At 45.8% G+C, this 18,838-nt stretch carries 12 protein-coding genes; 6 read left to right on the top strand and 6 right to left on the bottom strand.

The features are described 5' to 3' along the window. Nucleotides 1-7 precede the first annotated feature (7 nt). The 5 genes from IDZ20_RS10130 to IDZ20_RS10150 all read right to left on the bottom strand — a co-directional run bounded on the left by IDZ20_RS10130 (nucleotide 8) and on the right by IDZ20_RS10150 (nucleotide 8,705). The gene (locus IDZ20_RS10130) at nucleotides 8-1,654 is read right to left on the bottom strand and encodes an NAD(P)-binding protein (RefSeq protein ID WP_188151314.1); all 1,647 of its coding nucleotides are present in this window, start codon (nucleotides 1,652-1,654) and stop codon (nucleotides 8-10) included. A 184-nt stretch (nucleotides 1,655-1,838) separates the two neighbouring features. Continuing rightward, complete coding sequence (locus tag IDZ20_RS10135; RefSeq protein WP_188151315.1) at nucleotides 1,839-3,236, bottom strand: DUF1501 domain-containing protein; 1,398 nt, start codon at nucleotides 3,234-3,236, stop codon at nucleotides 1,839-1,841. A gap of 21 nt (nucleotides 3,237-3,257) precedes the next feature. Next, complete coding sequence (locus IDZ20_RS10140) at nucleotides 3,258-5,699, bottom strand: DUF1800 domain-containing protein (RefSeq protein ID WP_245792248.1); 2,442 nt, start codon at nucleotides 5,697-5,699, stop codon at nucleotides 3,258-3,260. Nucleotides 5,700-5,922: 223 nt separating this feature from the next. After that, a complete protein-coding gene (locus IDZ20_RS10145) occupies nucleotides 5,923-7,254 on the bottom strand; it encodes a mechanosensitive ion channel family protein (protein WP_188151316.1) in 1,332 nt (443 codons plus the stop codon). 29 nt (nucleotides 7,255-7,283) lie between these two features. After that, on the bottom strand, nucleotides 7,284-8,705 hold the full coding sequence (locus IDZ20_RS10150) for a PQQ-dependent sugar dehydrogenase (protein ID WP_188151317.1): 1,422 nt from the start codon (nucleotides 8,703-8,705) through the stop codon (nucleotides 7,284-7,286). Between the two features lie 424 nt (nucleotides 8,706-9,129). Here IDZ20_RS10150 and IDZ20_RS10155 point away from each other — a divergent pair, with 424 nt between their 5' ends. From IDZ20_RS10155 to IDZ20_RS10165, 3 genes are read left to right on the top strand one after another with little or no spacing between them, the layout of a single operon-like run. Further along, nucleotides 9,130-9,708, top strand: coding sequence for an RNA polymerase sigma factor (locus tag IDZ20_RS10155; protein WP_188151318.1), 579 nt, complete (start codon nucleotides 9,130-9,132; stop codon nucleotides 9,706-9,708). 44 nt (nucleotides 9,709-9,752) lie between these two features. Beyond that, a complete protein-coding gene (locus IDZ20_RS10160; RefSeq protein WP_188151319.1) occupies nucleotides 9,753-10,808 on the top strand; it encodes a FecR family protein in 1,056 nt (351 codons plus the stop codon). 38 nt (nucleotides 10,809-10,846) lie between these two features. Further along, on the top strand, nucleotides 10,847-13,441 hold the full coding sequence (locus IDZ20_RS10165; RefSeq protein ID WP_188151320.1) for a TonB-dependent receptor plug domain-containing protein: 2,595 nt from the start codon (nucleotides 10,847-10,849) through the stop codon (nucleotides 13,439-13,441). Nucleotides 13,442-13,644: 203 nt separating this feature from the next. Here the strand turns inward: IDZ20_RS10165 and IDZ20_RS10170 are convergent, their stop codons facing one another. Next, complete coding sequence (locus IDZ20_RS10170; protein ID WP_188151321.1) at nucleotides 13,645-14,550, bottom strand: lysophospholipid acyltransferase family protein; 906 nt, start codon at nucleotides 14,548-14,550, stop codon at nucleotides 13,645-13,647. Nucleotides 14,551-15,061: 511 nt separating this feature from the next. Here IDZ20_RS10170 and IDZ20_RS10175 point away from each other — a divergent pair. From IDZ20_RS10175 to IDZ20_RS10185, 3 genes are read left to right on the top strand one after another with little or no spacing between them, the layout of a single operon-like run. Then, a complete protein-coding gene (locus IDZ20_RS10175) occupies nucleotides 15,062-16,039 on the top strand; it encodes an ArnT family glycosyltransferase (protein WP_188151322.1) in 978 nt (325 codons plus the stop codon). Between the two features lie 21 nt (nucleotides 16,040-16,060). Beyond that, nucleotides 16,061-16,507: a hypothetical protein gene (locus tag IDZ20_RS10180; RefSeq protein WP_188151323.1), complete on the top strand. Its 447-nt coding sequence runs from the start codon at nucleotides 16,061-16,063 to the stop codon at nucleotides 16,505-16,507. A 58-nt stretch (nucleotides 16,508-16,565) separates the two neighbouring features. Then, the gene (locus IDZ20_RS10185; protein WP_188151324.1) at nucleotides 16,566-18,587 is read left to right on the top strand and encodes an LTA synthase family protein; all 2,022 of its coding nucleotides are present in this window, start codon (nucleotides 16,566-16,568) and stop codon (nucleotides 18,585-18,587) included. Nucleotides 18,588-18,838 lie beyond the last annotated feature (251 nt).

Here is an 18,838-nt window from a genome sequence, read left to right on the forward strand (position 1 = left end):
TACACCCTTAAACGGTATTGTTTGTCATGTGGATGGCTGCAGTGGGGCACTGCAAGGTGCAGGCGCTACATCCAGTACACTTGGAATAGTCAATTTGGTAGAACTTTCCCGTACCTAATTTAATAATGGCTTGCTCAGGGCAGGCACCAAAGCAACCATCGCATTCAAAACAATTACCACAGGAGTAGCAGCGACTGGCTTCGTAATGCGCTTGCTGTGTCGTTAGCGCGCCGAGCACTTCTTCAAAATTATTTTCGCGTGTTGCGAGAGGAGCGCTAGGCTGTTTTGATTGTTCGGCTTGGCTGTAAAACCAAATACGGAGATCCTCTAAGTGTGCAATTTCCTTCGATGCAGGCTTTGCTGAATTATTTTGTTGTGTTATACAGCCCCGAATAAATTGGTCGATATTATTTGCGGCCTTTTTTCCGTGTCCGGTTGCAACCGTAACGGTTCGTTCACTCGGTACCATGTCACCGCCAGCAAAAACACCTGGGCAGCCAGTCATCATGTTGTCAGCAACTTGTACCGTACCATCTTTATCGAATTTAATTCCCGGCAGGTTGGTTAATAATTGGGTGTCTGATTGTTGACCCAGCGCGAGTATTAACGCGTCTGCAGATAGTTGTTCGATTTCGCCGCTGGGCTGAGGGCGACCATTTTCGTCGAGTTCCATTTTTTCTACAGTAATCGTTTCTCCATCAATTGCGTTGATAGTACGCAGCCAATTAAATTTTACGCCTTCGTCCAATGCATCGGAGAGTTCTTCAGGGTGTGCCGGCATATTGTCTTGATCGCGCCGATAGATAATTAGCGCTTCTTCAGCGCCCAAACGCTTTGCTGTTCGGGCCGCATCCAGCGCCGTATTACCGCCACCGTAAATGGCTACGCGTCGTCCTATATTGGGTTGTTCGCCTAGGCTTACATTGCGCAAAAAACTTACCGCGTCGAGAATTTTTCCGGCTTCGCGTGCGGGGATATTAATTTTTTTAGAGAGGTGTGCACCTATTGCGACAAAAACCGCATCAAAATTACCGTCACGCCGTTCTAGTTCTAGGTCGATAACATTGTGATTTAGGGTGATTACCACACCCATCTTTTCGATTCGAGCTATCTCATCTCTAAGTACTTGGCGCGGCAAACGGTAAGCGGGAATACCAAAATGCAACATACCTCCGGCGACCGGCCCTGCATCTCGAATTTCCACTTCATGACCCAAGCGACGCAAATGGTACGCGGCACTTAGACCACTCGGTCCGGCGCCAACAATTAAAACCCGCTTGCCGCTCGGGGCTTTAATAATTCGGGGCGACCAATTTTCTTTAATTGCCATATCGCCAAGGAACCGTTCAACCTGGTGAACACTTACGGCTGCGTCGACTTGATCGCGATTACAGGATGTTTCACAAGGGTGGTAACAAACACGTCCGTGCACGCCGGGTAGGGGATTGTCGGCAAGAATTGTTTGCCATGCTTCCTCGTAACGCTTTTCGTGGACTAGCGACATCCAGGCTTGAATATTTTCACCGGCTGGACAGGCATGGTTACAGGGGGGCATTAAATTTTGATAAACGGGGCGTAACTTAGCGGTAGGGCCTGTGCCGGTGCTGTGGCGTAGATCCGGCTCCTCGGTCATATCGTGAGTGCGAGTTTTCATCGGGTGACCACCTAAAGCGCAAATGTCTAAAATTGCGCGGCCGCTCGCCTTCAGTACTCAAGCTGCGGACGGCGCCGCACTGTGTATGCTTGTAGAGTAAGTGATCCAATGGCTGGACAAATTGATTTGAGGCAAACTATGACGGTTTGCCTTGGCTTATTAGCGCGGATACTGGGATACAGATCTAGGCTTTGATAAAACCTAGGTCTGTGGAGTCGAAGTTGCTTAAATTGGGGAATATATCGGCAAAACTAGAACCGGGTACACCATACCATTTCGCCAGTGTCGCGCTGTATTGATCCATACTTGTGGTGGGAATAATACGGCCTTCGCCCATATCATCGTCACTGTTAAGGGTTAGATCTGGCATGGTGCCATAGATGTCGCCACCGGCGACGGCATCGCCCATTACGATTTGATGGCTGCCCCAGCCGTGATCTGTACCGTCACCGTTACTGGATAGCGTGCGACCAAAATCGGAAGCGGTAAAGGTGGTAACTTTATCGGCCACACCAAGCTCTACGGTGGCATCGTAAAAAGATTTTAACGCGTCGTTTAATTGCGACATTAAAATATCGTGGCGACGATTTTGATCGCCATGGGTATCGAAATCCCCAACGCCAATAAAAAAGGTTTGTCGCGATACGCTTAGCTCGTTGCGAGCGGCAATCATTTGCGCGGCCATTTTCAAGCTCGACGCCATGCGATTATCGGACGGGAAATTTGTCGATAAACTTGTGCTGGCGGTAAGTGCAGCCCCGACCTCGTCGGTTAGATCCCAAGCTTTGGTATAGGACTCGGCATAGGCGTTGGCAAAGGTGTGGTTGTGCCCTTGCTGTAAGATATTTTCGTAGGCCTGAATTCGAGCGAGCATTCGCTCATCGCTAGACGAGCGGTCGAGCTGTTCAAAGTTTTTTAAACCGGACGGGTCTATCGCGTAGGGAATCGTTGCGGCGCCGCTCTGCCAAAGATTACTGCCGCTAAGGGAGATGTTCATTGATAGACGTTGGTTGGTGTTCATATCGCTAAGAATATCCGCGGCGCGTCCGGCCCAACCGTTGCGACGTGTTGTACTCTGTAAACTTTGAATAAAATTTTGTTGATCGTTGTGAGAAAACAACTGCGGGGGCAAGGCGACGGTTTTCGCCTGATAAGCAATTTTACTTACCGGCTCGACTAGCGCCCCGACGTTACCGACAAATGAAAGTTTGTTGGCAAGATAGAGATCGTTTACATCTGTGAGTGCCGGATGTAAACCGTAGTCTGCGCCGCTTTGTCGGCTGGCCGAAATGGGAATTAAACTGCCGCTGGATTTGGCCAAGCCTTGTCGTGCATTTGCATAAGCCGTATAGGCGCTGGTGGAACGTGGAATAAGCATGTTAAATGCATCGTTACCACCAAATAGAAATATACACACCAGTGCTTTGTAGTCGTTCGCTGGCGCTGTTTGTGCGTGTGCTAACTGAATGCTACCGAGCGTGCCGAGCGCACAGCTACTACCGAGTGCTAGGGCTGAGCAATTGCGCAAAAAGTGACGGCGATTGAGCGTCTCGATGTAGTTGCTTTTTTTGAATTTTTTCATGGCTTTATCTCCAACCTGTCACTATTGCTGTACGGCGTAATCCGGTGAAATCGATACAAGAAATAAGGTATCGTAAATCATCGGTCGCCATAGCCAGCCTTCGACAGATTGGCTGTCCATGTAGGCTAGAATGTTGTTATACGTTACGGCGGACATCTGCCCACCGAGTAGCAGTAGATTGATGCGATCAAGTAATGCGGCTCGATCTCCAGCCAATGATTTTTCTTCGGCAAGATAGAGTTGGGAGGGGTAGCTATCCCAATCTTGTCCTACTTCTTCCGACTTGGGCCAATCTTCTTCGGTATCGCGCCAAAAGACATTATTAGACAGTCGGTTAGTAGAGGATACGATTTGGCTTTCGGTCATTATTTGAAATTCTGGTGAATATAAATCGGCATTTTTAATTTCGCCTGGCTGTTGGTAGTCGGGCCGATAGAAATTAAATACTGAGAAGCTGCCGAAAGGTCGTTGCCCCAATTCCCGGTCGGTCGCACGCATACGCAAGCGATTAATAATTAAACCGTTGTTATGCTTTACCGGTGCTCCTTGTGCTTTAAATGCACGCCAAACGCCAGCTACTTTCATTATGGGCTCACGTAACTTGCCAAATGTGGTGGGTTCGGATATGTGGCCATTTATCGCTTCATCATCCAATAGAATAGCTTTAACCACGGCGACCATATCGCCACGTACATCACTACCATTATTATTAAATGTACTTGCAACGCGTTCTACGTAGGCTGCAGACGGGTTGCTGGTTACTAGTCGTTGAATAAGTTGCTTACTAATAAATGGGCCAACATTTGGGTGGTTAAAGAGAATGTCCAGCGCAGCTTCTATATCTTCCTCTGCGGTTAAACCTGCGGGAATTGTTTGGTCGCCAAAAAGCGTTTTCGCGTCCATGTCGTGGTAGCGCCGAAACGCTTTCATCGGCAATGTTTCGCTAATACCGTCGTTCGCCCATTCATACCAGTTGTTGACAGTACCGTGATTCCAACCGGTAAACACTCGGGCCAATGCTTTGATATCGTCTTGCCCGTAGGTTGGAATTGGTTGGTCTGTTTCGCTTAATTTAGTCGAGCCATCGAGCTCTAGCTCAACTAAGCCAATGGTGAATAACTGCATTAACTCGCGCGCATAGTTTTCATCTGGGCGAATATTGCGTTCAGGGTCGGCTTTTTCATTGCGAATCATACTGAGGTATTCGCCCATTATTGGGCTGAGTGTTACCTCGGATAACAGCGTTCTAAAATTACCCAGCGCATGTCGAGCCAGCATGTCGTGATAGTTGGCGATACCGCGTGAATCGTTAAATAAAACGTCGGAGACATTGGAGACTACAAAAATTTGGCTAAGTGCGTAGGCGACTTTTTGGCGGAGTTGATCTTTGCCCCAAATTGCGGTTTCCCACCAAATATCACTGCGCTGTAAATCGCGCTGCCAAGCTTCGGTGTCTAACTCCTCGGTTCGTATTGGTTCCATACCTATCGCCGCTACGCGCGCATCTAATATAGGTAACTGCAGTGTTTGTGGCATCGTAATTTGAGTGTCGATCCATTCTTCACGACTAATGCTCATGGCGGTATTGATTGATTTTGCGGTAGCTCCAAAGGTCGCTTGGTTTAGAAACCGCGCGGCTGTAGCGGCCGCTTGATAATTATCGTCGCTTGGCATCGGCAACGCTGGGTCAGGGGTTTGATCAGCTTCTAATACAGTGGGGGTTGGCGTGGGGGCAGGCGGAGGTGTTGGTGTTGGTGTAACGGCGGGTGTTTGCGGCGTTATCACGATATTGTCGATTAAAATAGTGCCGCCGACGCTGGTTGGCTTTCCGCGCGACATAATTTCCACACCAATTTGCGCGACTTCGCTGATACGAAAGCCTTCTTCTATCCAACCTAGTGGATTGTTATTGTCTGGAATTGTGTCGATATTGGTGTAGCTAAATGTTGTCCAGCCGTCGCCGGTTTGATATTGGCTTTGTTCCCATTGAATCGTCGCGTAGTAGCTTTCGCTATCGCGTACGAAGGGTTGAAAAGCGAGTGTGCCGTCATCGACGTAGGCTTGAGGAATGTAGATGTCTAGCGAAATAGAGGCATTTTCAAGGTCAAATAGGCCCCCTAAGTTGGTAAAAATTACAAACTTATCGTCGTCGGCGTTGTTCCATTGCGGTGAAAGCGCAATTGCGCCCGAGTTGTCGTGGCTTATATCGACATCCACAGTACCGCCCCAACGTTGATACTGCCATTGGTCTACAGTTGCTGCGCTCTCAAATAGATAATGGTATAGGTCTGATTGTGGTGTTGGTACAGGTGTTGGTGTGGCGGTTGGAGCACTGGTGGGTTCCGTGGTGGGAGACGGCGAGGGCGTTGGCGTTGGATTCGGTACGCTCGAGCTACTAGAGCCACCGCAGCTTGTTATAACTGAAACCAATAGAGGTAGAAGGATTTTAGATCTAAGGTGCATCAGAACAGGCCACTCTTATTAATTTTAGAAAGATCGTGCACTAATTTTTTTAAATATCGTGAAATATACTGCATTTCGTAAAGTTAAATCTGAGGGTATCCCAGAACAGCGTCTAGGTAAACTCTCGTGCCAATAGGAAAAACGCCCGCTAGCGTTATTTATGTCGTTCTTCCTCTAAATCACTACGGTTTTGGTTGCTACTTTTTTGACGGTATTGTTTTTATTAAGTGATTTTTGCGTTATGAATATTGGCTTCGGTATTTAACACGCGAACTTCGCGTTGTGGGAAAGGTATTTCGTAACCGTTCTGTTGTAGTGCTTCTAAGATCATTAGCATTAAATCGCCACCGACGCGATTTTCGCCGTCGTCGATGCCTTCCATCCAGAATTCTACAAACATGTTAATGCCGGAATCACCGAAGCTATCAATTTCGCAGTCTGGTTGTTCTTCTATGGGTAGGTTGTTGCCGCTCATCACCTGCGGATGTTCGGAGACTACCGTTTTTATTAGGCTAACTAACTCGCGGACATTGGTGTGATAGGCTACCGAAAAATCTACACGGTAACGTTGTTTTTTATTTTTGTGGGTCCAGTTGGTAAAGGTATTGCCGATAAATTTTTCGTTGGGAACCATGATGTCTTTACCATCGAAGGTTTCCAGTGTTGTCGAGCGCATATTTAGTTGACGAACAATACCGGTGCGGCCATCGTCCAGTTCAATGTAGTCGCCGATCGAAATTGAGCGGTCAAGCAGAATAATAATACCGGAAATAAAGTTAGCAGCAATAGACTGCAAGCCAAAGCCTAGGCCGACACCGACAGCACCGCCAAATACGGCAAGGGCAGTAAGATTTACGCCCATAATTTGCAGTAGCAATAAAAAGATAAGGATAAAAAGGCCAATTTCAAAAAGCTTGGCCATCACTTCGCGGGTGCGAATATCAAACTGTTGTTGACGGCGAATAATATCTTGGCCGGTATTGTTAGATACACGACCCAACCAAAATAAAACGCTACCGAATATAGCGACGCGAGTAACACCAAATGCCGAGACGCTAATATTGCCGACGCTAAACGAAATGGATTCCAAAATATGGATAATGCCCGCCAGTACACCAACCATATGTAAGAACAATATGGGAATACCTACCCAGCGAAACACGCTGGCTAAGAATGGGCTGCGTACAAAGATTTTTACTACGGTATTGAATAACAATAGTAGGGCAACAGTTAACGCTGTTTTTACCAGCCAGCCTTCTTTTAAGGCGATGTATGTTAAGTCAACGCTTATCCGTAACAGAGAAATAGCCAGTAGTGGAAATATAAGTGTGCTGAATTTCCTAAGTAACGATTGGCTCGGTGGTGTATTTGGGTCATCAGGGGTAGGCGCTGCTTTTAATAATGAGTGTCGGCGAATACGGCTAGCCAAAAACCACGACAACAGATAAATCACAAAGATAATGATTAACTGGGTATAGGTTTCTTGTTGCGCGAGTACGGTCGCTATTTTACTTTGCACCGTACTGCTAATGTCGTCTAGCGTGCTGAAACTCATTATTATTATCCGCAGTGGTAAAAGATGGCTTAGAGATTGATTAAGCGATAAATCGCTCCCTGTCGAGAGCCTGAATCTGGGTTTAGTATGACATAGATATAGCCGTCCGGCCCATTGGCAACATCGCGTATGCGGCCTTGGTTTTTCATTAAGATTTCATCCTTCACGACCTTGCTATCTACTATCACTAAGCGATGTAGTTCTTGTTTGGCAAGGCTGCCAACTATGAGGTTATTGGTCCATTTGCTGAACTTGTCGCCAGTGTAAAAGTCGATGCCGCACACGGCAATCGAGGGAACCCAGTAGTGCTTAGGCTGCTCCATACCTTCGCGTGCAGTTTCAGCGGTAATAGGTGTCCCGTCGTAATTCATACCGTAGGTAATCACCGGCCAGCCGTAGTTTTTACCAGGCTCGATGATGTTAGTCTCGTCGCCACCACGTGGCCCGTGCTCGGTCGCCCAAAGCTGACCGGTAATAGGGTCAAAATCGAGGCCTTGTGGATTCCGGTGGCCGTAACTCCAAATACTGGGGTAAGCGCCTTTGGTTGTAACGAAGGGGTTATCGTTTGGAATGCGGCCATCATCATGAATACGATGGATTTTGCCGTTGGGGCGAGTTAAGTCCTGCGCCATTTCCTTGCTGCCACGATCGCCAATACTGAAGAATAGATAGCCGCCCTGAAAGGCGAAGCGCGAGCCAAAGTGATAGCCGGCTTTTAACAGGTACTTGTCGGGCACAGCAAAGATGGTTTCTTGATCTAGCCAGTGATCGGCCTTGATCTTGCCTCGAACCACCTGTGTCATCGAGCCGCCATTGGCGCCATCAACCGCATAAGAAAGATAAACCCAGCCGTTCTTGGCGTAGTCGGGGTGCAGCTGTACCTCAAGTAAACCGCCCTGAGAGTCATCTTTCACCTTGGGGGTAGCCATAATTGGGCCGTAGCGTTTGCCATCCTTAAAGCGCCACAGCTTGCCGTCTTTTTGGGTCGCTAATATCGAACCGTCGGGCATAAAGTCCATAGACCAAAGTGTGCCAGTACCCTTAGCAACTTCTTCTAGCTTAAACTTGTGTAGATCGGTAGAGAAAACACCGTTAGTTGGGTCGATCTTCGTTTGGAAATCAGCGGCGGCGGCCTCTGCTTCCTGCTCGTGTAGGTAGATGACAAGGCCGCGAATCTCTTCATCGCTTAAGCTTTTCCCCCAGGCCGGCATACCCACCTTGGCGATACCTTGTTTGATGTTCGCCATGATCTCTGCATCCGAGGCGCCATGTTTCCAGATCTTGTCGACAAGATTGCTACCTAGGCCGCCGCGCAATGTTGGGCCGTGACAGCTGGCACAGCTACTTTGGTATAGACTCTCTACTTTTGTGGCCGCATGGCCGAAACTTGCCGAAAGACAGAGTAGGCCGGTAAATACAGGGCCTAGGCAATTAACGGTTCTTGATAGCATGGATGATCTCCTGAACGATTCGATAAGTGGGGTAGGCCGCCCATTGTCCATTGGCGACTACGCAGATACGGTGCGAGAGCCCAAGCCTTAGTATTTTATAGGTTATAAACTAGGTGGGGCTGATGGTTAACCACAGAAGTATAAACGCTACTATGTGTTTGTTCTGTCAATCGCTGAATAATCTAATAGGTACATTTGGATAGTATTCGAACCGATTGGAAAGATTTACGTTGGTGCGATTGATTATTGCGGCGAAAGCGCTCTTATTGGTCAAGTGGTTGTAGTATTCCTGAATGGCAACACGCTATCGCCAAGATTCGTGGCGGTTTAGTCCAGTTAGGCATAACGCCAATAGGCAATGAGGTACGACTACTAAAGCGCGAACAATTACGTTCTATAACTAAGTGCGACAGAGAACAACGATTTGAGCCTACATAAAGACGACATAGCCATAGTTCGGCAACTGCTTAGTGGCGATCAAAGTGCGTTTGCGGCCTTTTATGATACCTATTTCCCGCGAGTGTATCGCTTTTGTAAAAATCGACTAGCAAACGACGAGTGTGCGAAGGATGTGGTGCAGCAAACCTTAACCAAAGCGATGCTAAACCTCCAAACCTACCGAGGCGAGGCATCGCTGTACACATGGCTTTGCCAAATTGGACGCAATGAAATTAGCGCTTGGTATAAAAAAGTGGGGCGCAAGCAAGCTCAGACATCCAGTTTTGATCAAGATGAGAGCCTTGTCAGTGCAATCGAAAGTATTGCTGCGGGGTTCGACGGCGATCTACAAGAACAGTCTCAGCTGGTTCAGATTGCCCTAGACAGTTTGCCGGGCAACTATGGCACGGTATTGGAGCTCAAATATATTGACGGTTTCAGCGTTACGGAAATTGCCGAACAGCTAAAAACTGGCGAAATTGGTGTGCAGTCGCAACTCGCGCGGGCGCGCAAGGCCTTTCGCTTGGTTTACAACGACTTAACTAAAGAATATCAAACGACTTAGCCGCCGTTAGCGCTGAGCAGTTAACACCTAGGTGGACAAACCTTATGAGTGACGATAGCGATATTCGCGATCTATTACAAAGAGCGGGCAAGCGAGAGCAGCCTGATGCCGATATGATGAATGAATTAAGGCAAACGACCTATGCTGCATGGCAGCAGGCGGTTAAACAGAACCGGCAGGCGAAGCGTAGACGTTGGTTAACTGGCGTCGCCCTGGCCGCCAGTGTATTTGCTGTGACTGCGTTGGTTGGGTTCCAATTGACGCGCGGCTTTGGTGAGCCGTCTGTTCGGGTTGCGGCGGTTGCGTATCAGCAAGGCGCCATTAACATTATTTCAAAAAGCCGTGAGGAGAATCCTTTAACGGCGTTATTCAGTAGATCTGAACCACATTCTAATGGCGAGAATGTCTCGAATCGGAGCGTTGCCAATCAACCGCTCTACAGTAACGACATCATTTCAACCGCAGCTGACGGCTTGGTTCGTCTAGAGCTGGCCGATTCAACAGTTTTAATTTTGGCGGCAGACACTGCATTACAATTGCAGTCTGCGTCTAGAGTAAAGCTTATAAAAGGTAAGCTATACCTAGATTCACCCGGTACAAAAGCGTCTACCGACATCACCACTGCTTGGGGTAATATTCGTGATATTGGCACTCAATACGAATTGAGCGTCGATGAAAGTCGATTGCAGGTAGCCGTTCGAGAAGGGCAGGTTGAGATTAGTTTGCGCGATCAGAAGCCGGTTTACGCCGGTGTTGTTAACAACTTGGGCGACGTAATTGTTATCGATCGCTCGAATAAGATTACAACAACTAAAGTGGCCGCAAATGATGACTATTGGATGTGGGCGCAGTCGGCTTCTGCGGGTTTGAATCTAGAAGGTTTAAGTGTCTACGACTTGTTAACTTGGGCCGGTCGGGTTACGGGGAAGTCGGTAACCTACGAAAGCACACAAATTAAGTACAACGCGCAACATACACATTTTTCGGGCGGTGTTATTTCTGCCGAGGATATCGAACTGAATCTAATCGAATTGTTAAAAACCACTAGGCTCAGTGCAAGCTTAAATAGCGACTCGATTCTACTCCGAAGTAGCGAATGACTTTAACTGCACCTCGAATAAAATGGTTGGCACTTCTAATGCTAGTCATAATCCAACTAACCGGTAGCTGCTTTGCAGCTACTTTGGGTTTAGACGCCGAAAATTTAAATGCTTCGGAAGCTTCTGACACGTACGAGTCTAATTCAGTATTACGCGATTTGGATTTTTCCAATCGTACTCTCGCGGGTGTTTTAGCGCTGTATCAGCGCAATAACGTTTCGCTGGTATACAGTTCGGCGCTAGTCGATAGCGATATGGTGGTTAGGATAAACCCCAGCGATAACAGCATCGTGAAACGTCTGCAAGAAGCCTTAGCCCATTTTAATCTCGCCCTAGAATACACGCCGCAATTAACGTCGTGGCAAGTTGTTCGTGCGCAGCAAGTGAACCGTTTTATGCGCTTGCGCGCCACAAACCTGCCGGCGGCTTTTGCCGAGTTAGATATCGGCCCGTATAGCTATAGAGCAAATAAGAACGGCGAAGTATTTCTGCCCTCTGCATTGATAGACACGTCGTACCCTATCTTAGTGCGTTACTCAAACTCCGACGCCGTTATTATCAATAGTGAAACGCTCGCAACTGAGACAACTCTGTATTTTGATTCGCCAGTCGACACCAAACTAGAAGAAGTTTGGGTGACCGCAAGCCGGTTTGTTGTCGGTGAAAAAAATAAAAGCTCACGACGAGCACTTAGCGCAGAAGAATTTAATGCAATGCCGTTGCGGGGTGGAGATCCTGTTCAGGTGGTCAATAATTTGCCTGGGGTTGCCAGTTTGGGGTTTTCTGCGCGGCCGCATATTCGTGGGGGCGAAGCCGACGATGTACTTATTGTGTTTGATGGTATTGAGTTGATCGATCCGTTTCACCTTAAAGACTTCAACAGTTTGCTCTCGGGCCTAAATTCCAGCGTGGTCGATCAGGTGGAAGTCTATACCGGGGGTTATTCGGTACAGTACGGCCGAAAAATGAGTGGCGTAATCAATATTGCCACTAAAGATAACGACGATGAAAACGAACTTAATTGGAATTTTATTACCAGCTCAGCAAAGTTAACTGGCGCCAGTAAGGGTGGAGTTTTGTCGTGGGTTGCAACAGGGCGCAGAGGTAACCTGCAAGACATAGTTGAACTCTCCAATGAAGATATAGGTTCGCCTAAGTTTTCTGATTTCAGCGGGAAATTAGTTTGGAAAATCGACGATGGTATTAGTTTAGATATAGGCGCATTGAATATCCGCGACGACATAAAACTAAGTTTACTTGATGGCGATGAGGGGGAAGTCGCAAGTTCACTCTATCACAGCAACTACTCTTGGTTACGCTTAAGGCAAGTTAAAGGCACGTTCTTGCAAAGCCTGACTTATACGGCTGTTGAACTTGAAAATAATCGTAATGGCTATGTCAACGAACCCAATAATCCGGATGAGAGTGTTGGTAATCTAGCCGATATTCGTGATTTTAATATCGACCGTATTCAATATGACGCCAGTTACAGCCCCAGTGAAAAACACCTATTTAAAACCGGTGCGATTTTGGAATATGCCAACGGCAAATACAACTATAGAGCTACGGCTTCGCTGGGTGAGCTGGCGGGATTTCTTGGCCAGTCACGCCAGATAGACGTTGCAGTCGATACTTCCCTTAGCCGAATTGATACCGGTGCTTACCTGTCCTATCAATATTTACCACGGAGTTGGTTTAGTAGCGAGCTTGGACTACGTTGGGACCGTCAAGATATGACGAATAATTCCGAGGGTTCTATTGATACATCAACAAATAGTTACAGTACCAATGATTCTCATCGACAGTTTAGCCCGCGTATTAATAGTCGGTTTCAGATTGGAAGTGATACTGCCCTCTATATGAATCTGGGCCGCTATTATCAGGTTTCAGGCATTAATGACTTGGATGTAACTAAGCAGAAAACCCATTTTTATCCGGCACAAAAATCAGATCAACTGATCCTCGGGGTTGAATATTATCTAACCAGTAATCTTCAGTGGAAATCTGAAATATACAAAAAGAAGATTGCCAACCCAACGCCGCGTGCAGAGAGTCTGTACAGTAGTTACAGTCTTTTACCCGAAATATCGGCCGACTATATTTACCTAACGCCAGACTCTGCCGAAGCCTTTGGTGTCGACACCTTCCTTAAATACGAAAATTTGAAGGGCGATTCGCGCTGGTTCGGACATACCTGGAGTGATACCACCGATAGTTTTGATGGCGTAAACGTTGCGCGACAGTGGGATCAAAAACATAGCATCTCACTGGGGATGGCAGGGCGCTTTCTTGGCTTAAGCTATTTTGCTCAAGCCGCCTGGCATTCTGGCTGGCGAACCACCTCAGTCAAGCCTGTTTTAGTGCTAGGGGAAGATAACCTTGCGGAACACCGCAACGACAGCGAGGTGTCGGACTTCTTTTCTTTTGATGCAAAGATTAGTAAGGAATGGAACAAGAATGACTACAGCGTTATTGCATATTTGGAAGTCTATAATCTAACTCGCCACACTAATGCTGGTGCCTATGAGCTAGAGTTAACAGCTCTCGATGAGCTAAATCACTTTAGTTCGCAAAGGGAAAGAGAGTCATTATTGCCAATAACTCCAATATTCGGTGTTAGCCTACGTTTTTGAGCTATACGTCGTCGATATAGGGTTTCACTGATACCTAATTTTTCTTCTCGATTTACCCCTAAAACCTACCGAAAGTAAAAAACTCAACCCTTCTAATAATATTTTAAGTTTCGCGATTGATAATGCTCGCAATCGCACTCTAACTGGCTAAATGTCGCTAAAGACATATTTTATGTGCCGGTATGGGGCTTATGCAGAGCTGATTAATACAGTGATTTTTCGCCTATTGGTCGAGTCTTAAAGCGCTTGTGTAGCCAAAGATACTGCGTTGGGTATTGTTTAATTTCATCGCTTAGCCATTGGTTGTAAATCTGAGCATCTTTATAGTCATCGCCGCTTGGGAAGTTCTCTGGTTTGAAAAAGCGTAATTCATATTTTTTATGACTGACTTCGAAATAAGACATAAATAACACATTCGCTTGGCCGAGCTTGGCTAAACGAGAGGTGGCGGTAATGGTGGCAGCTGGATGGTTAAAAAAGTCAATGAATATACTGTGTTTTCTTCCGTAGTCTTGGTCGGGGGCGTACCACATGACGTCGCCCTTTTTTAGCGTGCGAATCATGGTTTTAATATCTTTTCGATCTATGCAGCTTTTAATGAAGCGTAAGCGTGACCGGATCATAAATTGATTTAGTAAAGGGTTGTTGTGATGACGGTATACAGAATGATATGGGGTCAATAAGCTCAGTAATGCGCCAGCCATATCAAGAATAGTAAAGTGGCCACCAACGATTAATGTACCTTTTGGCGATTTAATCGCTTCAGTTAAATGTTCTAGACCTTGAGTGGTGAGTGTATTTCTGAAACGGCTTACTGGGCGGCACCAACTACTAGCTGTTTGAAAGTACCCCAGTATATTTTTATAAAAACAGTGTTTGGCCAATCTTATTTGTTCGGTTGTGGAAAGTTGTTCAAAGCATAGTTCAAAATTCTTAAGGGTGATTTTTCGTCGAGATCGAATTAAATACCAGCTCAGTACAGCGACCAGCTTGGCGATCACTTTTTGCACGAATACGGGGCAAAAAGAAATGAAATAGAAGAAGGTAATCAAACTGTAGGCGCTTAATCTTTGATTAAAACTAGGGGTTTTATCGGATTCTGAAACCATGATTTATGATGACCTCAAACAATTATGGGAAGGTAGAGTTAAGCAGACCAGTATAACTGTAAAAAAATGAAATTTCATATCGGATTGAGGGGGTTGAAGCGGTTTTTAGAGCACTTTCGCGATGTGGATTTCTCGGTAGGGTTCTAAAGTGAGCCTCTAATTTGTATGCAGCCTATAAGTATACGCAGTTTTGATGAATTAATGATAAACAGCTTATTTTGACCAGCCACATCAGCTAGGCGTTGTCGATCAATCCCACACCTAATCGATTTCGGCCGTTATCAGCACTTTTAAAAAAATTATAAATTTCGCGATTGATAGTGCGCAAAACCGAACTCTAAATGGCTACACGTTGATAGAGCGTAACGATAAATCCAAATTGTTAAATCGCTCGGTAAAGTAGCTAATTGAGTAGCGCGTTGCTATGTTTTCTCTGACAAAAAATAATTTAATACTAATACTGTTCGTAATAATGGGTCTTAGGCTAATTTCTTTGCCTATGTACCCGCTAATGGATACCACCGAATCGCGTTATGCGGAGATATCTCGAATAATGCTGGAGTCAGGTGATTGGGTGACACCGCAGTTTTCTGCGGGTACACCTTTTTGGGGTAAGCCTCCACTACTTTTTTGGCTGACTGCAGGTTCGTTCAAAATTCTAGGTGTTAATGAATTTGCAGCACGTATTTCTGCCTGGTTACTTAGTGTTCTTGTGCTATTTCTTACCTATAGGGCTGCAGTATCTTTATCGATAGGCGCGCCGTTAAAGCCAGTGCTGGTACTTGCCAGCACGGCTATTTTCTTTATCTCATCTGGTGCCGTAATGACCGAAGCTTGTCTGCTGGCAAGTGTTACGCTGTGTTTGGTGAGCTTTCTAGAAGCGATAAAGACGCACAGTAAGGCGTATTGGCGGTATTTGTTTTTTGTCGGACTTGGCATGGGCATGCTGGCAAAAGGTCCTATTGCTATTGTAATGGTCGCCACCCCTGTTTTTTTATGGGCTGTTATCAGCAGGGGTTTCCTCTCACTGTGGCGATCGTTTCCCTGGGTTATCGGATCAGCGATAGCCATCAGTATTTTTCTACCTTGGTACATTCTTGCTGAGCAAAAAACGCCAGGTTTTCTCGATTACTTTATTGTAGGGGAGCACTTTAATCGCTTTTTAACGCCTGGCTGGCAGGGTGATCTATACGGCACCGCACACAATCGTCCCTACGGTACTATTTGGGTTTTGTGGGTGCTTGCTGTTTTCCCTTGGAGTTTTGTTTTTCTAGCACTTTTATTTAAGCGTGGAATTTCTAAAAATCGATTACTGACCCAAATGCGGGATGCTAAGAAGAATATGGATTCCGCAGATCTCTTGCTGCTGGCTTGGACCGTAACGCCATTATTATTTTTTACTTTTGCCGGTAATATTTTGGCGACCTATGTAATTACCGGAGTTCCGAGTTTTGCGTTATTAATAAGCCGTAAAAAGTCGAATTTGTAAATACTATACCAAAGGCTAAAAATGAAATTAGGTGATATCGCTACACAGTTTCCGGATAGTTTTCTATGGTTGAAAGAGACGGCGCGGCGCGGTCGTCATAAATTGGTCTATATCGATTTAAGCCTATATTTTTTTGCGCCATTAATATTTTTCGTATTGGTCGCAGCGCTTCATTATTCACCATCGTTACAGAAAAGTGAGAAGTCGCTCGTGACTCGGCTTTTTCAGATTAATAACGATGAAACTGTTTTTTATCTGGGGAATGCGGATTTTTCTGCAAGATTTTATTCTAAAGGTAAAGTGAAATCCCTCACAGGGAAACAACTAGAGCATCATTACAGATTCCCGTTCTACCTTGTGGCTCCCAAGGAATTTGATTTGGCTCGGGTGCTACACGGTAAACGATATAAATTTGTTGACTCAAATTCACGCAACAATCTTTACAAAGTGGGGCCGGCGGATAATTGAGTGTAGGCGTTAAACAAACATTTATAGTAGAAAGTAGATATAGGATAAGTGAAAATTGATGTTATATACCAATTTTGTTGGCGATAGAAACCTATTTAAAAAACATATGATTGTTGGCTTGGTTTTACTTTGTTTGTGGACCTTTTCGCGGCTATTGTTTGTTAGCTATTTCTATGGTGACCGAGTGTCAGCCGAAAGTCTCTTTAGTTTTATTGTTATACAGGGTCTTCGTTTCGATATTATAACCTTAGGCTTATTGATTGCTTTGCCAATCACGACATCCGTTTTGTTCTCCTTTAACCAGAAGCTGAGTTACTATTGGGACGGCGTTGTTAACAGTTATTACTTGGTATTATTTTGTATTGCCATCTTTATGGAGCTGGCAACCCCGTCGTTTATCGAGCAGTTTGATATTAGACCAAACTACTTTTTTGTGGAGTATCTTAAATATCCCAAAGAAGTTTTTTCCATGCTAACTAAAGCCTACGCACTAGATCTAGCAATAGCCGCCGTTATCGTACCGCTAGGTGCTTACGTACTTTTTCGTATACTTCGAACGGCTAAACCGGTTGGGGATAATACATGGTTCAAGGCCATCGCTCTTGCACCTTTGGTTCTACTTCTGTGCGTTGCTTGCGCACGCTCTTCATTGGGCCCAAGACCAGCCAATCCAAGCAAGCTTGCTGTTTCGAATGATTTGATGGTAAACAGCTTAGCGCTAAATTCTACCTATAGCGTGTTATACGCGATTTACTATAACTCCAAAGAAGCGGGCGACGTGGTTAGTTACGGCAAGATGTCTCGGGTGGATGTAGTTGATGTAGTAAAGCGAGAGATGCATGTTGCTAGCAGCCGTTTTACCAGTACACAAATCCCAACCTTACATAGTCAACAAGCCACAGTGAAACGCCAGCGGCCGTTAAATTTAGTCATAGTTCTCGAGGAGAGCCTCGGTGCGGAGTTCGAGGGATCTCTAGGCGGCTTACCCTTAACGCCAAATCTGGATGAGCTGGCAGAGCAGGGTATGTGGTTTGAACAGATGTACGCCACCGGAACACGCTCAGTACGTGGAATCGAGGCCGTCATTACGGGTTTTACACCCACACCTGCGCGCAGTGTGGTTAAACTTCAAAAATCTCAGACTAACTTTTTTACTATCGCCAGCCTCTTACAAAACCAAAATTATGCGACCAGCTTTATATATGGTGGCGAATCCCATTTTGATAATATGCGCAGCTTCTTTATGGGTAATGGCTTTCAAACGGTAATAGAACAAAAAGACTATGTAGATCCTGTTTTTAAAGCTGGCTGGGGCGTAAGCGATGAGGACCTATTTAATAAAGCCCATGAGTATTTCTCTGGAATGGGAGATAAGCCGTTCTTCAGTCTCGTGTTTAGCTCCTCCAACCATACGCCTTTCGAATACCCTGCCGGTAGAATAGAGCCCTATGACGAAGAGTTCGCGACTGTTAACAATGCTGTTAAGTATGCCGACTTTGCGGTAGGTGATTTTATTGCCAAGGCGAGGAAATCTAGCTATTGGGAAAACACCCTTTTCTTAATTGTGGCGGACCATAACTCAAGAGTGTTTGGCGCGAACCTTGTTCCTATTGAACGTTTCCATATTCCAGCGTTAATTTTAGGTAAAGACATAAAGCCGAAAAAGATTACGCCTATCGCGAGCCAAATTGATTTGATACCGACTTTGCTATCGCTAATGGGAATCGATTCCGTTCATCCAGCGATCGGCCGCGACCTAACCGACCCTAAACTTGCTGCACTACCAGGTCGTGCGCTAATGCAATATAACAGTACCTTTGCCTATATGCAGGGCAAAGGCGTAGCAGACCAGCTTGATGACACGAGTCCTAGCGAAAGCAGAAAAACCGGTACTTCGGAAATGGGCGCTAACGTTGTTGTCTTGCAAAGGGATGCCCCAGCGAAAGTCTATAGCTACAATAGTCTAGAATTAGAACCGACAAGCGACGATGCAGAACTAATAGATACAGCGTTAGCACACGCTTTGTTTGGGCAGTATGGTTATGAGGATGGAAGTTACCGATTGCCAGAGATAGAGTGACGATTAGGGTGTAGGGCTATCGGTCTCAGTGTTGTAGTCTTAGTGCGATCTGATAGGTCATAAATTGTGATACGCATCGCAACTTGAGTCCGATTTTATATTTTTACAGCACTATTTTAGAATCACAATTAATTCCAGTCGGTTTATCATTTATAGCTCTTCCTGCTAAGGGTGTGTCGCCTATCAACACACTTAAATCTATATGTGAAAAGAACTTCATCTTTGCGAGTTGTATTAGCAAATAACTCTTG

Source organism: Teredinibacter waterburyi (genome assembly GCF_001922985.1).
Classification (GTDB): Bacteria; Pseudomonadota; Gammaproteobacteria; order Pseudomonadales; family Cellvibrionaceae; genus Teredinibacter; species Teredinibacter waterburyi.

What these genes read in the sequence shown, in the direction of transcription:
- IDZ20_RS10130 (WP_188151314.1), bottom strand. Translation starts at nt 1,654, where the DNA reads ATGAAAACTCGCACTCACGATATGACCGAGGAGCCGGATCTACGCCAC.
- IDZ20_RS10135 (WP_188151315.1), bottom strand. Translation starts at nt 3,236, where the DNA reads ATGAAAAAATTCAAAAAAAGCAACTACATCGAGACGCTCAATCGCCGT.
- IDZ20_RS10140 (WP_245792248.1), bottom strand. Translation starts at nt 5,699, where the DNA reads ATGCACCTTAGATCTAAAATCCTTCTACCTCTATTGGTTTCAGTTATA.
- IDZ20_RS10145 (WP_188151316.1), bottom strand. Translation starts at nt 7,254, where the DNA reads ATGAGTTTCAGCACGCTAGACGACATTAGCAGTACGGTGCAAAGTAAA.
- IDZ20_RS10150 (WP_188151317.1), bottom strand. Translation starts at nt 8,705, where the DNA reads ATGCTATCAAGAACCGTTAATTGCCTAGGCCCTGTATTTACCGGCCTA.
- IDZ20_RS10160 (WP_188151319.1), top strand. Translation starts at nt 9,753, where the DNA reads ATGAGTGACGATAGCGATATTCGCGATCTATTACAAAGAGCGGGCAAG.
- IDZ20_RS10165 (WP_188151320.1), top strand. Translation starts at nt 10,847, where the DNA reads ATGCTAGTCATAATCCAACTAACCGGTAGCTGCTTTGCAGCTACTTTG.
- IDZ20_RS10170 (WP_188151321.1), bottom strand. Translation starts at nt 14,550, where the DNA reads ATGGTTTCAGAATCCGATAAAACCCCTAGTTTTAATCAAAGATTAAGC.
- IDZ20_RS10175 (WP_188151322.1), top strand. Translation starts at nt 15,062, where the DNA reads ATGGATACCACCGAATCGCGTTATGCGGAGATATCTCGAATAATGCTG.
- IDZ20_RS10180 (WP_188151323.1), top strand. Translation starts at nt 16,061, where the DNA reads ATGAAATTAGGTGATATCGCTACACAGTTTCCGGATAGTTTTCTATGG.
- IDZ20_RS10185 (WP_188151324.1), top strand. Translation starts at nt 16,566, where the DNA reads ATGTTATATACCAATTTTGTTGGCGATAGAAACCTATTTAAAAAACAT.